The sequence below is a fragment of the Streptomyces sp. NBC_01508 genome (assembly GCF_045040315.1).
GTDB lineage: Bacteria > Actinomycetota > Actinomycetes > Streptomycetales > Streptomycetaceae > Streptomyces.
Genome location: NZ_CP109419.1, coordinates 5,776,220 through 5,790,137, shown reverse-complemented (window position 1 = coordinate 5,790,137; position 13,918 = coordinate 5,776,220). Strand labels below are relative to the sequence as shown.

10 protein-coding genes and 1 tRNA gene are annotated in these 13,918 nt (G+C 72.0%); 7 read left to right on the top strand and 4 right to left on the bottom strand.

Annotated elements, in window-relative coordinates; all coding sequences use genetic code 11:
- Positions 1–2 precede the first annotated feature (2 nt).
- Entirely contained in the window at positions 3–1,595 is a 1,593-nt protein-coding gene (locus OG700_RS26940) for a dynamin family protein (protein WP_405621999.1), read from the bottom strand.
- Positions 1,596–1,919: 324 nt separating this feature from the next.
- Here OG700_RS26940 and OG700_RS26935 point away from each other — a divergent pair.
- Together OG700_RS26935 and OG700_RS26930 are read left to right on the top strand one after the other, a co-directional pair.
- Positions 1,920–1,992, top strand: a tRNA-Arg gene (locus OG700_RS26935).
- A 1,451-nt stretch (positions 1,993–3,443) separates the two neighbouring features.
- On the top strand, positions 3,444–3,860 hold the full coding sequence (locus tag OG700_RS26930; protein ID WP_405617865.1) for a hypothetical protein: 417 nt from the start codon (positions 3,444–3,446) through the stop codon (positions 3,858–3,860).
- A gap of 486 nt (positions 3,861–4,346) precedes the next feature.
- On the opposite strand, the gene OG700_RS26925 is transcribed toward OG700_RS26930, so the two are convergent.
- Complete coding sequence (locus tag OG700_RS26925) at positions 4,347–5,423, bottom strand: mandelate racemase/muconate lactonizing enzyme family protein (RefSeq protein ID WP_405617862.1); 1,077 nt, start codon at positions 5,421–5,423, stop codon at positions 4,347–4,349.
- Between the two features lie 180 nt (positions 5,424–5,603).
- Positions 5,604–6,839 (bottom strand): hypothetical protein, encoded by a 1,236-nt coding sequence (locus tag OG700_RS26920; RefSeq protein WP_405617859.1) that lies wholly within the window; start codon positions 6,837–6,839, stop codon positions 5,604–5,606.
- A 177-nt stretch (positions 6,840–7,016) separates the two neighbouring features.
- Between OG700_RS26920 and OG700_RS26915 the strand changes: the two genes are divergently transcribed.
- From OG700_RS26915 to OG700_RS26905, 3 genes are read left to right on the top strand one after another with little or no spacing between them, the layout of a single operon-like run.
- A complete protein-coding gene (locus OG700_RS26915) occupies positions 7,017–8,138 on the top strand; it encodes a DegT/DnrJ/EryC1/StrS family aminotransferase (protein ID WP_405617857.1) in 1,122 nt (373 codons plus the stop codon).
- On the top strand, positions 8,135–8,893 hold the full coding sequence (locus OG700_RS26910; protein WP_405617855.1) for a hypothetical protein: 759 nt from the start codon (positions 8,135–8,137) through the stop codon (positions 8,891–8,893). Before OG700_RS26915 ends, OG700_RS26910 begins: the two co-directional genes overlap by 4 nt.
- A complete protein-coding gene (locus tag OG700_RS26905) occupies positions 8,893–9,663 on the top strand; it encodes an amidohydrolase family protein (RefSeq protein WP_405617853.1) in 771 nt (256 codons plus the stop codon). Before OG700_RS26910 ends, OG700_RS26905 begins: the two co-directional genes overlap by 1 nt.
- A gap of 33 nt (positions 9,664–9,696) precedes the next feature.
- Here the strand turns inward: OG700_RS26905 and OG700_RS26900 are convergent, their stop codons facing one another.
- Complete coding sequence (locus OG700_RS26900) at positions 9,697–10,668, bottom strand: dihydrodipicolinate synthase family protein (protein WP_405617850.1); 972 nt, start codon at positions 10,666–10,668, stop codon at positions 9,697–9,699.
- An 83-nt stretch (positions 10,669–10,751) separates the two neighbouring features.
- Here OG700_RS26900 and OG700_RS26895 point away from each other — a divergent pair, with 83 nt between their 5' ends.
- Complete coding sequence (locus tag OG700_RS26895; RefSeq protein ID WP_405617848.1) at positions 10,752–11,732, top strand: LLM class flavin-dependent oxidoreductase; 981 nt, start codon at positions 10,752–10,754, stop codon at positions 11,730–11,732.
- Positions 11,733–11,830: 98 nt separating this feature from the next.
- A complete protein-coding gene (locus tag OG700_RS26890) occupies positions 11,831–13,807 on the top strand; it encodes a hypothetical protein (RefSeq protein WP_405617846.1) in 1,977 nt (658 codons plus the stop codon).
- Positions 13,808–13,918 lie beyond the last annotated feature (111 nt).

Here is a 13,918-nt window from a genome sequence, read left to right as displayed (position 1 = left end):
GGTCACATCTCCTTCTGGAGTACGGAGAGCGCGGCGATGAGTTCCGCCTGCGGCTCCGGTGCCACTTCGAGCGCGTCGAGGGGAGCCAGCCGCCGGTCCCGTTCCCCGTTCAGTACGTCGTCGATGTACGTCGCCACCAGGTCACCGCCCTTGTCGCGCAGCCGTAGCGCGCCCTGTGCCCCGATCCGCTCGGCGAGCCGCTCCCCCGCCACGCGCGTGCGGTGCCCGCCCAGGAGGGCGGCGGCCAGGAGCGCGGCGACCGTCTCGGCGTCAGGCGCGGCGTTGCGTTCGAGGAGCCGTACCTCGTCCTCCGCCAGCTCCTCGACGACCCGGCGCCAGCGCCGTACGGCCATCCCGATCCGCTCCGACACCTCCCCGTCCGGCCCCGGTGTCAGGACCGCCGCCGAGGCCGGCTCGCGCCGCCACGCCTCGGTGACCTGCTCGTCGGCGGCGGCGACGGCGCACTGGAGCAGCGCGGCCAGGCTCTCGACCAGCGAATCGAGCAGTTCGCGCGCCGAACTGTCCCTCGGATAGCCGCGCCAGCGGGTCCGCGCGTCCCCGGCGAGCACGGCCCCCGCCTTGAGCCGCCTGCGCACCCGCTCACGCTCGGACGCGTACGCTTCCTCGACCACGCCTGTAAGGCGTACGGCGGCGGCGTACTGCGCCGCGACGGCGCCCGCCAGCTCCGGCATCCGCACATTGAGCGAGCCGATGACTCCGGCGGCCGTACGGACGACGGCCTGCTGACGCGCCGCCGGATCCCGCACCCGGTGCGCCAGCCAGGCGAGCAGGGGCGCGACGGCGGTGGTGGGCAGCAGCCCGCTGCCGCCGCCGGCCGACTCGGGCAGTTCGGGGATGGTGAAGCGGGGTACGTCGCCCAGGCCCGCCTTGGTGAGCAGCGCCGCGTACTGACGTGACACTTCGTCAATCACCTGGTGCGGCACCCGGTCCAGGACGGTCACGAGCGAGGCGTCGTACTCCTTCGCCGTACGCAGGATGTGCCAGGGCACGGCGTCGGCGTACCGGGACGCGGTGGTCACCATCACCCACACGTCGGCCGCGCAGATCAACTCGGCGGCGAGAACACGGTTCCTGACGACGAGCGAGTCGATGTCGGGCGCGTCCAGCAGGGCGAGGCCGCGGGGCAGCGCCACGGCGGTGTCGATACGCAGCGCGTGCTCGTCGTCGGCGCTCCAGGCCCCGGCGCCGCCGTCCTCCTCCTGCTGGGTCAGCCAGACGCGCGTCAACTGCGGGAGGACCCGTACGCCGTCGAACCAGTGGCAGTCGTCGGGGTGGCACACCAGTACGGGTGTACGCGTCGTGGGCCGCAGCACGCCCGCCTCGCTGACCCGCCGCCCCACAAGGGAGTTGACGAGCGTCGACTTCCCGGCCCCGGTGGATCCCCCCACCACGGCGAGCAGCGGCGCTTCGGGGTCCCGCAGCCGCGGCACCAGATAGTCGTCGAGCTGCGCGAGCAGTTCCTCCCTGGTCTGCCGGGCACGCGGAGCCCCGGCGAGAGGGAGTGGAAGACGCACGGCGGCGACACGGTCGCGCAGCGCGGAAAGTGCGTCGATCAGCTGAGGCCGTACGTCCAAGGTCACCACATGCGAAGAATGCCCAACTTTGGCGGCTTTTTGAAGCGTATAGACATCTCCTGCGCGCCGGTCAGCCCCGGGGGACAGACGGGACGAGTGGGGCGCAGGCATAACGAGTGCACAACACCCGCTGCTTCAGGCGCGAAAAGCACTGCAGGAATCGCACCTGCCTGCGATTATCGGTTCGCTTCACCGAACCTCCACATCGTGCCACGCAGGTGAAGCAACCGGGACAGGGTGAACGGAGCCCTATCCTTGTCCCGGCACAGGTCACGGACCACTCGGACTGCCCACCGGCACTCCGGACCCCGGGACCAGATTCCGGCCCCCGTAGCTCAGTGGATAGAGCAGGCGCCTTCTAAGCGCTTGGCCGCAGGTTCGAGTCCTGCCGGGGGCGCTCATTCATGCAGGTCAGAGCCTGCTCCAGGCCCTTCGCGAGATCGCTCGCGGAGGGCTTTTTCGTTGCCCGCGAGGGCGTTCTGTCGGTTGACGCGCCCTCGGTCGGAACGCTGTGTCCCACATACGTCCCCCGGTCGGGGCAACAAGCGTGGCGATCGCCGGCTGGGAGGAGGTCGGCGATGCGAGTGGCCGCGCGTCGATCGCCGATGTGGGCGATCGTCCGGCGCGGGCGTATCCGGATGAGCTGCCCGGCAGGGTGGACAACTGGAAGCATCAGCCGTGGCGCTTCATCACGATGGAGACCGGAGACCTGGCCGCGATGCCCCGCAAGTTCCTGGGAGTTGTCGCCATCGGGCGGCTGACCGGCGGGTACGAGTACCGGAGCGAGGCACAGCCCCCGGCCTCAGGCACACGCGCAAGGTGGAGTGGGTGCGCACCCGGGTCGAGCGGGCCGCGATCGGTGGCGACCTACGCGACAGCAGAGGACGACGCCTGCTGGGCAAGGCCGGGACGGCCGTACGAGCAGGACGATCTCGTCCGCCAGATCACCCTCCGGCCCACCGGCCAGGACGACATCCCGATACAGCGGTTCCATTGCCTCCTTGGCCTCCGCCGTCCGCCCTTGCGCAAGCAGCAACATGCCGATGTCGTGCCGCAGTTCCACTGCCTCTTCGCTCGCGTCGCCGTCAACAGCGCGTACGACGTCCAGCACTTCTCTCAGCTGCGCCAGCGCGTCGGTGACCCACGGGAGCGTCGAGCGTGGTCGAGTGCCTTCCGCCCGCAAGCGCGGATACGAGCGGGAAGTCATGCCGGCCAATGTCAACACGGTCGGTTAAGCGCATGGCCTGATCCGCGAGGCGTTCAAGATCTACCTCGGGAAGACCGCTCCTCCCACAGTGATCTGATCCAAGCGCACCCGCTCGACTTAATGACACGATTGTCATGTCGTGGAGACATGCTGTACGCGACTCCCTCTCCGGACACCGATGACCGGCGGACCCTCGACGAGATCGAGAGCATGCGCCGATCGCTGCGCCACATGGTCCGGGCCACCCCGCGCTGGACCCGCCAGCTGCGCCGCAACCTCACCGCCCGTGCGATCGCCGGATCGAACACCATCGAGGGGTACGCCGCGACGGTCGACGACGTGGAAGCCCTCATGTCCGGCGAGGAACCGCTTAGAGACCGGGGAGAAGACACGTGCCGAGTTGGAGGGCTACCAGCGCGGTGTGACCTACATCCAGGCTCTCGCCGACGCCGGGGAGGACATGGCCCACCTCAATCTCGTCAGGATCCACCCGTGGAAGGACGGGAACGGACAAATGTCCCGCGCCCTGTCCACCCTCGTGTTTCTCCCGCGAGGCCCTGATGCCGCCCGAGTTCTCCTCCATCGAGGAGTGGCTCGGCCGGGGACAGAACACGTACGCGTAGTACCAGATCCTGGAGGACGTGGGCGGCCCGCGCTGGAGTCCGGAGCGGGACACCCGGCCCTGGATCCGGTTCTGCCCGACCGCACACCACCGCCAGGCCCAGCAGGCCCAGCGTCGCTTCGATGTGATGTCGCGGGCCTGGACCCGTCTGGTCGAAGGCGCCGACGCAGCCGGGCTGGACGAGCGGGTCGTCTACGCCCCGCTGCCCGCGTTCTCGCACGCGAAGGTCCGCCGCACCGTCTACCAACAGGACGCCGGCCTCAGCGATCAGCAAGCCATCCGCGACATCCGGGAACTCGTCGCCCGCGGCTGGCTCGTTCCCCACGGCAAGGCCCGAGCCCGTTACTACGCCCCCGGTCCCCTCATGGACCCGGTACGGGACGAGATCCGCCAGTCCATGGAGCCGTACACGGATCCCTACCGACGTACTCGATGACCTTGCGTGCCGCCGGCTCCACCGAGTCGTACTACGCCGCTGCGGCTTCCAGCGCCGTTCCCTGGTCTGGCCACGACGCAGCGGGCGTAAGCGGCGTAGAGCATGGCCACTCCGCTACCTGTGCTGGAGGAACACCGTTGTTCGGCCAGCTGGTCAGGCAGGTGTGCCGCAGGTCGTAGACGCGCTTGCCGGTCGGGGAGTCCAACTCCGCGCGGTACACGGCAGAGCGGCCCCGGACCCCGTCTTCGTGGGATTCCGAGGCCGCTCTGCACGCTGCCGACAGCGGGAGATTCCGCGCGCTTTCAACGCGTCTCAGGCGGTCGTCCCGCCGGCCGGCGACGCGGCGTGCGCCGATCCCCACGCCGCGACTCACTGGCCGAAGCCCGAAGCCCGAAGGCCTGTCGGGCAGTTGGCCGGAGCCTCGGCGCCGGATACCACCGGACAGCGGCGGCCGTACGCCCCCGCTGCGGCCCCGGCGCATACGCCTCACCCCAGGTCGTGCCCCAGCCCCGCCCCCGTCGGCACCCGCACCCGCCCCGTGTCCGCCGACGCGAACGATGTCGGTGCCAGCGGCTCCTCGCGCACCATCAGCGGCCCGACCAGGTCCGCCGCCACCGTCGCGTGCGGCAGCGCCGCCGCCAGATGGACCGCCGCGAGCGTCGCCACCCCCAGCTCCGGCATCGAACCGATCTTCACCGCGAGCCCCGCCGCCTCCGCGATCGCCGCGATCTGCCGCGCCCGGTGCAGTCCGCCCACCTTGAGGATCTTGATGTTCAGTACGTCGGCGGCCCCACGGCGGACGATCTCCAGCGCGTCGTGCGGCGAGTGCACGCTCTCGTCCGCCATCACCCGTACCCCGACCTTGCTGCGCAGGGCGGCCATCCCGTCCAGATCCCAGCGCGGCAGCGGCTGTTCGACGAGGTCGAGCCCTGCCTCCGCCATCCGGGTCAGGGTCCGGGCGGCGACGGTGGGGCCGTAGCCCTCGTTGGCGTCCAGGGAGAGTTCGGTGCCGGGCGGCAGCACGGCGCGTACGGCGCGTATCAACTCGATGTCGGCCGCCGGGTCCACGCCGCCTTTCACCTTGATGTGCGCGAAGCCCTTGGCCGCGTACGTGGCGGCCTCCGCCGTCATCTCGTCCAGGGTGCCGAGGCCGACGACCCAGGTGGTCGGCACATACTCGCGGACCTGGCCGCCGAGCAGGAAGTGCACCGGCCAGCCGGCGGCCAGTCCGGCGAGGTCGTGCAGGGCGATGTCGAGGGCGCCCTTGGCGAGGCGCTGGCCGCGGATGGCGGTGTCCATGGCGGCGTGCGCGCCGGCCATGTCGCGCGGGTCGCGGCCGAGCAGCGCGGGGCCGACATGCTCGGTGACGGCGGCGCGGACGCCGGCGAGGGTGTCGCCGGTGTACGCGGTCATGGGGGCGGCCTCGCCGTAGCCGGTGAGGCCGTCGTCGGTGGTCACCTCCACGACGAGGCTGACCAGGTCGGAGCTGGTGCCGCTGCTGATGACGAAGGGGCGTACATACGGTGCGCTGACCACACGAGTGCGGACCGAGGTGATTCTCAAGCGCGGCTCCTCATCCAAGTTCCGGCCTAGAAGTTCCGGCCTAGACCGTAATTCGCGGAAGCGCCTGTGGCAAGAAGTGCGGACCGCCGGGCTCCTGCACCGACACCGGCACCGGCACCGGCCTCCCGGCGCCGGGAGGAGCCTCGCCGTCGGTTCGTACGGCGCTACGCGGCCGGGGCCTCAGAGCCGTACCCGGTACACGATCGGCGGCCGGCCCGTCTGCCCGTGCTGCTCGCTGCCGATCGGCACCGCCACCCCCGCCCGCTCCAGCCGCTTCAACACACGTCTGGCGGTGCGCTGTTGGACGTCTAGATGCTCCGCCACCGCGTGCGCGGTCAGGCCCTCGCCGTCGCCCGCGTCGACCAGCTCGCGCAGCTTGTCGAGCGTCTGCGGGTTGAGCCCCACGCGCCGCGCGAGCAGCACGCTGTTCTCCGGCCCGGTCGGCGCGGACGCCCGGCCGGAGTCGGTGTCGATCACCATGTCCACGTCGTCCCGCATGGACACGACCCCGGCCACGGATCCCACCGCGCCGGCCCGGTTGACCGCCCGCCGCGCCAGCGACTCGGCCTCCGCCGCCGTACGGCCCAGACCGAAACCCACATGCACCGAGGTGTGCCGGGAGGCGAGCGCGTCGAGCAGCGGGAGCCGGGTGAAGTGTTCGCTGGCCTTCTCCAGCGCGCCGCGTGTGGTCACCACCAGCCGCCGCCCGTCCGGCAGATAGGCCAGGCTGCCGCCGAGCGCGGCGAGGTCGGCGGCCAGTTCGGAGTCGTCGGAGCCGGGCGGGATGTCGACGATGCCCATCGCCACCTGTGTGTCGCCGCTCTGCGCGGCGGAGGCGGCGAGCACCAGCGACTGCACCGTGGCGCGGATGGAGTGCCGGGAGGGCGCGAGGCGTACGGCGTGCATCTCGTTGTCGAGCGTGTGGAAGGTGGAGCCGAGGCAGGTGAGTGCCACCCGGGTGCGCTTCTTGTCGCGGGCGCCGAGATGGAAGGAGACGAGGTCGTCGCCGGTCAGCCCGGGGCGGTACGGCAGCACGTGCACGTGCTCGGTCGGCAGCTTGGCCTCGGTCATGGTCTCGACGACCTCGGCGCGCTGGAGCGTGTCGATGGAGATCCGCGACACGTCGTGGCCGAGGCGCAGCAGTTCGACGAGCGCCCGCAGCAACGTCGCCCCGTTGTACGGCACATACATCGCCGGCCGGTCCAGCAGCCCGGCCTCCGCCGCGCGGGCGTGTGGCACGACCCCGGTGAACAGCAGGGCGTCGGCGCCGGACGCCGCCGCCTCGCGGACGACGTCGAGGGTCTCGTCCTCGTGCCGGTAGTGCAGGCCGAGCAGCCGTGTGGTGCCGGGGGCGCCGACCGCCCGCACCTTCTGCACCAGGTCCTCGGGGCCGATCACCCCGATGGTGAACGCCATGCGCCCCGTCTCCTTCATCCATGCCGCCTGTTCTGGCCGGGTCCCAAACATCGTGGGTAAGTCTAGGCATTTACGGACCGCACCGGCTCCACGGCTACCGGGGTTGACGCACCGCAAAGAGCGATTTACCTTTCGGTCCAGGCCATAAACGCGTTGCGTCGAGAGGATCACGCCGTCATGTCCCGACAGGACGGACCGCTGCCCACCGTGCTCGAACCGCGCGGCCGCACGATCGGCGAAGAGGAGCGCGCAGCGGTGCTGCGGGTGCTCGACTCCGCCGTGCTGTGCGGCACGTTCGGCGGCGAAGTACCGGCGCTCCAGCGGGAGATGGCCGAGCTGTACGGACGGGCCCACGCCGTCGCGTGCAGTTCCGGCACCGCCTCGCTGCATCTGGCGGTCGCGGCGGCCGGCATCGGGCCGGGCGACGAGGTGATCACCACGCCCATCTCCGACTTCGGCACCGTGGCCCCCATCCTGGCAGAGGGCGGGCGGCCGGTCTTCGCCGACGTACTGCCCGACGACGGCAACCTCGACCCGGCGGCGGTCGCCGCGGCGATCACCCCGCGCACGAAGGCTGTCCTGGCCGTCCACCTCTTCGGCGCCGCGGCCCAGGTCGCGGCGCTGCGCGAACTGTGCGACCGGCACGGGCTGGTGCTCATCGAGGACTGCGCGCAGGCGTGGCTGGGCGAGGACGGCGCGGGGCGGCTGCTGGGCACGTACGGCGACATCGCCTGCTTCAGCCTCCAGCAGTACAAGCACATCACGGCCGGCGACGGCGGCCTGGCGCTCACCGACGACCCCGAACTCGCCCGCCGGATGCGGCTCTTCGCCGACAAGGGCTGGGACCGGACGGAGGGGCGGATCCACCGCGTACCGGGGCTCAACTACCGCATGCCGGAGCTGACGGCGGCGGTCGCGCGGGCGCAGTTGGGGAAGGTGGCGGAGGTCGTACGGGTACGTCGCGCACGGGCGGCCCGGCTGGCCGACGCGCTCGCCGGGGCGGCGACCGTACGGACCGCGCCGCGGCCCGCCGGGCACGCCTGGTGGGTGTACCCGCTGCTGGTGGACGACAACGCCCGCTGGGCGAAGGCGCTGACGGCCGCGGGCGTCCCGGCCGCCGCCGGCTATCTGGAGCGCCCGCTGTACGCGAACCCGGTGTTCACCGGCTACCCCGAGGGGCTGTGCCCCCGGGCGGAGCGGCTGATCGGGCGCACGCTGCTGGTGCTGGACTGGAACGAGGGGTACACGCCGGCCGACGTGGACCACATCGCGCGGGCGGTCCTGGCGGCATCCGTATGACGTACGAGTGGCTGACCCCGACCCCCGCCGAGCGCGTGCGCTGGGACGTGGACGTGCTCTACGGCCCGTGGCCCCGGCACCACCGCGACACGGACCTCGCCGAGGTCCGCGAGCGGCTGGCGCGCTCCCCCGTCGAGCGGGCGCTCGCCCTGTCGACGCGCGGCGCCCTCTTCGACGCGGAGTCCGGCAACGCGCAGACGCTGCGCGAACTGGCGGACTGCCCGGAGCTGTTGCCGGTGGGTACGGTGGACCTGCGGGACGCGTGGGGCGCGCAGGAGCGGATCAAGGGGCTGCACGCGGCGGGGGTGCGGTTCCTGCGGCTGTTCACCGTCGAGCAGGGGGCGGAGCCGGGCTTCCCGGGCTATCGGCATGTGGTGGACGCGGCGCTGGCGCGCGGGATGGTCCTGCTCCAGGACGGCGACCCGCGTCGCTTCGGCCCGGCGCTGGCGGGCCGGGGGGCGCGCGTGATCTTCCTCGACCTGCATACGTACCTGCTGGGCGACTTCCTGCTGCTGGCCCGCCACGAGCCGGGGTTCATGGCGACGACGCGGCTGCTGTCGGCGCCGGACTCGGTCGAGCGGGTGGTGGCGGCGGTGGGGGCGGGCCGGCTGGTCTTCGGCTCCCGTACGCCGTTCACGGACATCTCGCCGCAGACGCTGCGGCTGCGGTACGCGCGAATCGGCGCGGCCGACCGGGACGCGATCGCGGGCGGGAACGTCGAGGGGTTGCTGGAGATGCTGGAGTTGCCGAGCTGATGCCGATCATCGACGTACACGCACACTGGGGCCCGTGGCCGTACCACCGCGACGACGCGGCGGGCGCGGAGAGCGCGGAAAGCGCGGAAAGCGCGGAGACGAATCTGCGCCTGATGGACCGCTACGGGATCGACACGCAGATCGTCTCGGCGGCGGAGGCGGTGACGTACGACGCGGTGGCGGGGAACGCGGCGCTGGCGCGGGTGCTCGCACGGACCCCGAGGCTGTACGGCTACGCGGTGGTAAACCCGAACCGCGTCGAGGACAGCGCGGCCGACCTGCGCCGCCTCCTGGACACGGGCCGCTTCGTGGGTGCCAAGATCCACACCCACTACCCGGGCCGCGCGATCAACTCCCCCCAGATGCGCGAGGCGTTCGCCCTCCTCGACGAACTGGCCCTCCCGCTGCTCCTGCACACCTGGGACCCGGACGTCGCCCTCCTGCCCGGTCTCCTGGCGGACCTCCCCCGCCTGCGGGTGATCGTCGGTCACGCGGGCGGCGACGCGTGGCGCGAGGCGGCCCACGCGGCGGCGGAGTGCGACCGGCTGTACCTGGAGCACTGCCGCACGGCGACGGACGCGGGCCGTATCCCGTACGCCCGCGAGGCGGGCGTACCGGTGGACCGCCTGCTGTTCGGCACGGACTCCACCCTGGTTGACCCGAGCGTGTCCCTGGGCGTGCTCCGCGACGCGGACTTCACACCGCCGGAACTGGACCAGGTCCTGTGGCGCAACGCGGCGGACCTGTTCGGCCTGCCCCGACCGGGCTGAGCCGGCCGCCCCTGTCCGCCGACCGCCTGTCCGCTACCCCGCCCCGTCCCCCGCCAGCCCCTCCAAGCACCTCACCACTCGATCCCGCTCCGCCCGCGGCAGCGGCGGGCCGAACGGGTCGTGGGCCGCCGCCTCCGGCAGCAGGCCCTCCCACACCGCCGCCCAGTGCATCCGCTGCACATAGCCCTCGATCGGGGAGTAGAAGGTGGCCTCCGCGAAGCGGTCCAGACGGGCCGACGCTCCCACGAACGCCGTGTGGTCCGCCGCGCGCCAGGCGTCGAGGACCGCCGTCGTCAACTCCGCGCGGGCCGCCGCGATGCCGACGAGAGCCGTGTCGGCGCCCCACATCAGGCTGGGGCCGAACATACGGTCCTCGCCGGTGACGACCAGTCGGTCCGTGGCCTCGGCCGTGCGGATCGCGTCCTGGCAGGCCATCGCGCGGTCCAGGGTGGCCAGTTTGAGGCCCAGCGCCCCCGGCAGGGCCAGCAGGTCGCGGACGAGCGCCGGCGGGTACTCGTATCCGCCCGCCTCACCGTGCAGGAAGAACCCCAGCACCGGCAGCCCGCTCGCCTCCGCCACGCGCTCGTGCAGCCGGACGGCGCGGGCGTGGCCGTCCGGGTGGGCGGCCAGGGCGTGCAGCGGGTACACCATCACCGCGTCGGCGCCCAGTTCGGCCGCCGTCACCGCCATCGCCTCGACCGCGGCCTCCGCCTCCTCCACCGTCGCCGGCGCGAGGTCGCGGGGGACGCCCGCGCCGACGACGAGGGGCTTGTCCGTCGCCGCGCGCCAGGTGCGCAGCACCCGAGCGCGGTCGGCCGCCGAGAGGTACAGGCCACGACCGGTGTGTGCCCACACCGCGAAGCCGCCGACCGGTGCGGCGTCGAGCTTCGCCGCGTACGCGCGCAGGGCGCCGTGGTCGACGGTGCCCCGCTCGTCCATCGGTGTCAGTACCGCCGGGAGTACCGTCCCCCGCAGCCGCCGGCGCAACTCGCCTGTTATGTCCACCACTTGTTCCTCAAACCCTTTGGTATCCACAGACCACACGCTAACCTTTACGGTCCAGACCGTAAAGGGATAGGAGTCCGGCCATGCGCCTCGGCCTCTACGTCAACCTGTTCGCCGGCAAGGACGACCGCCCCGCACTCGCGGACGCCGTCGAACAGGCCCGGCTCGCCGAACAGGCGGGCTTCGACTGGGTGGTGCTCGGCGAGCGCCACCTGCACCGCCCCGGCTACCACGAGGCGCTGACCTCGCTGACCTGGCTGGCCGCGCACACCGAGCGTATCGGCCTGGCAACCGCCGGGCTGATCGCGCCCGTCTACCAGCCGGTGTGGCTCGCCGAGACCCTTGCCCATATCGACGTGCTCTCCGGCGGCCGGCTCACCGCGGGTCTCGTACTCGGCTACCGGCCCGAGGAGTTCGCCCTGTACGGCGTCCCGCCGCGCGAGAAGGTCGCGCGCTTCGAGGAGTGTCTGGAGCTGATCACCCGGCTGTGGACCGAGGAGTCGGTGACGTACGAGGGGCGCTTCACCTCCGTGACCGACGCGTTCCTCTCCCCCCGCCCCGCGCAGCGGCCCCGCCCGCGCCTGTGGAACGGCGGCCGGGTGCCCGCCGCGCTGGCGCGCACGGCACGGATGTGCGACGGCTGGACGACCTCCTTCAACGAGACCGACGCCGAACTCCCCGCGAAGATCGCCGAATACCTCTCCTACGAACGCGGCCCCGACACCCTCGGCGCCGACGTGCTCGTCTGCCGCGAGGGGTACTGCGCCCCCACCTCGCAGCAGGCCCGCACGGCGCTGGAGGACCCGCTGCGCGGGCTGTACGACGCGTACGGGTCCTGGAAGCGCACGTCGATGGACGCGGCCCGGTACGCGCAGGAGTGGGACGACATCGCCGCGCGCAGCGTCGTCGGATCCCCGGAGCAGTGCGTGGACGGCCTCGGCCGCTACGCCGCGATGGGCGCGGACGGCGTGATCCTGCGCGTCCAGCCACCGGGGATGCCCCAGGCGGACGCCCTACGGGCCATCGAGGGCTTCGGCGAGGTGCTGGGGCGGCTGAGGGGCTGAGCCCCAGAGGTCCGCGAAATCCGGGGCGCACGGCGTATTGCCGCCACCTCCCACTCCATTTACGGTCAGGACCGTAAATCACTCCCGTTGGAGGTCCCATGCGTCGTGCCCTTACGGCCGCGTGCCTGCTCGTCGTGACCCTCGCCGTACCGGCCCAGGCCGAAACCGCCCCCGATACGTCCACGTCCACGTCCACATCCACCACGCCGCCCGCCCCCGCCCAGTGCGGCTTCGCCGACCTCGGCAGCCTCCCCCTCACCGGCGCCACCACCGCCGGCACCGCCATGGACCGCGGCCGCGTCTACTCCGTCACCTCCTCCGCCTCCGGACCCGCCCTCCTCGGCATCCGCGACGCCGACGACGGCACTCTCATCGCCGAACACCCGCTCCCCCAGGCCCTCGGCTCCTGGGCCGTCGACGTCGGCCCCGACCACAGCGTCTACGTCGGCAGCTACGGCAGCGCCGAGCAGAAGGGCCGGATCTTCCGCTACGACCCCGACGACGACAAGGTCACCGAACTCGGCGTCCCCGTCCCCACCGAGACCTTCGTCTGGACCGTCGCCGCCACCAAGGACTACGTCTACGGAGGCACCTCCCCCAACGGCCGCCTCTTCCGCCACGACCTCGCCACCGGCGAGACGAAAGACCTCGGCTCGCCCGTACCCGGCCAGACCTACATCCGCGACCTCGCCATCGGCGACGACGGCACCGTCTACGCCGGCATGGGTCCTTCGAGTATGAAAGTCGCCGTGCTCTCCCCCGACGGCGACGTCCGCCGCGTCATCGAGCCACCGCTCGACGCCACCGGCTGGTCGTACGACGTGGATGTCGTCGGCCGCTACCTCCTCGTCCGCTACGAGACCTCCGCCGCCAAGAAGCCGCTGGGCGTGTACGACCTCAAGCGCCGCGAGTGGCTGCGTGTCGTCGACGACATCGAGAGCCTCACCGTCGCCGGCGGCGCCCGCGGCAAGTCCGTCCACCTCGTCCGGAAGGGCGAGTTGATCCGGCTCGACCTGCGCTCCGGCAGGATCACCGGGCTCGGCATGACGGAGTTCGGTGAAGGCGCCGTCCGGCCCCTGGGCTGGCGCGGCAACACCCTCGTCGGGACGTCGTCCACCGGCGGCATGTGGCACTACGACCGCAAGGCGGGCACCGGCAAGCTTCTCGACGGCTCCCTCACCGGGCTGCCCGTGTCCATCCGGTCCCTGGCCGAAGGACCGGACGGGCGCGTGTACGCGGGCGGGTTCTTCACCGGCGGCCTCGCCGCGTACGACCCTGCCACCGGCGCGTCGCAGTTCTGGCCCGGCGTCGGCCAGAGCGAGGGCATGGTCACCCACCAGGGGAAGCTGTATCTCGGCGTCTACCCGGGCGCGCGCATCTACGAGTTCGACGGCGAAGCGCCCAAGCTGCTGCTCAACCTCCACGAGCAGGAGCAGGACCGGCCGTTCAGCATGGTCTCGGCCGGCGACTGGCTCGCCTTCGGCACCGTGCCGAAGGTGGGCACCGTGGGCGGCGCGCTGGGTCTGATCAACCCCGCGACCGGTGAGTCCCGCGTGAAGCGGAACATCATCCCCGGGCACTCGGTCGTCGGCGTGACCTACCGCGACGGCGTCGTCTACGGCGCCACCTCCGTCTTCGGTGGCGTCGGCACACCGCAGGACACGGTCGCGAAGGTCTTCGCGTACGACATCGCCACCGACAAGCTGCTCTGGCAGAGCGCCCCGGTGCCCGGCGACCTGGCGCTCGGGGAACTGGCCTTCGACGAGGGCGGCAAGCTCTGGGGGCTGACCCCGGACGCCCTGTTCGAGATGGACCCGGCCACCGGCGAGACCCTGCGTACGGCCAAACACCAGACGTACCCCTGGGAGAGCGCCACGCAGGTCTGGCACGACACCAACCTCGTGTTCCACGCCGGTTATCTGTGGGGCAAGACCCAGGGCAAGGCGTACCGGATCGACCCGGCGACGATGGAGCTGACGCTGATCGCCCGGCCGATCTCGAATCTCGCGAAGGGCGCCGACGGCAACCTGTACCTGTCGCGCAACGAGAGGTTCTACACCTACCGGGTCTGCTGACCCGGGCACGGGCACGGGCACGGGCACGGGCACGAAGAATGGCACGGAAAGGCGGTGGGGACCGGCCCGAAAGGCCGGTCCCCACCGCCGGATTCCGCCGCCGGTTTCCGC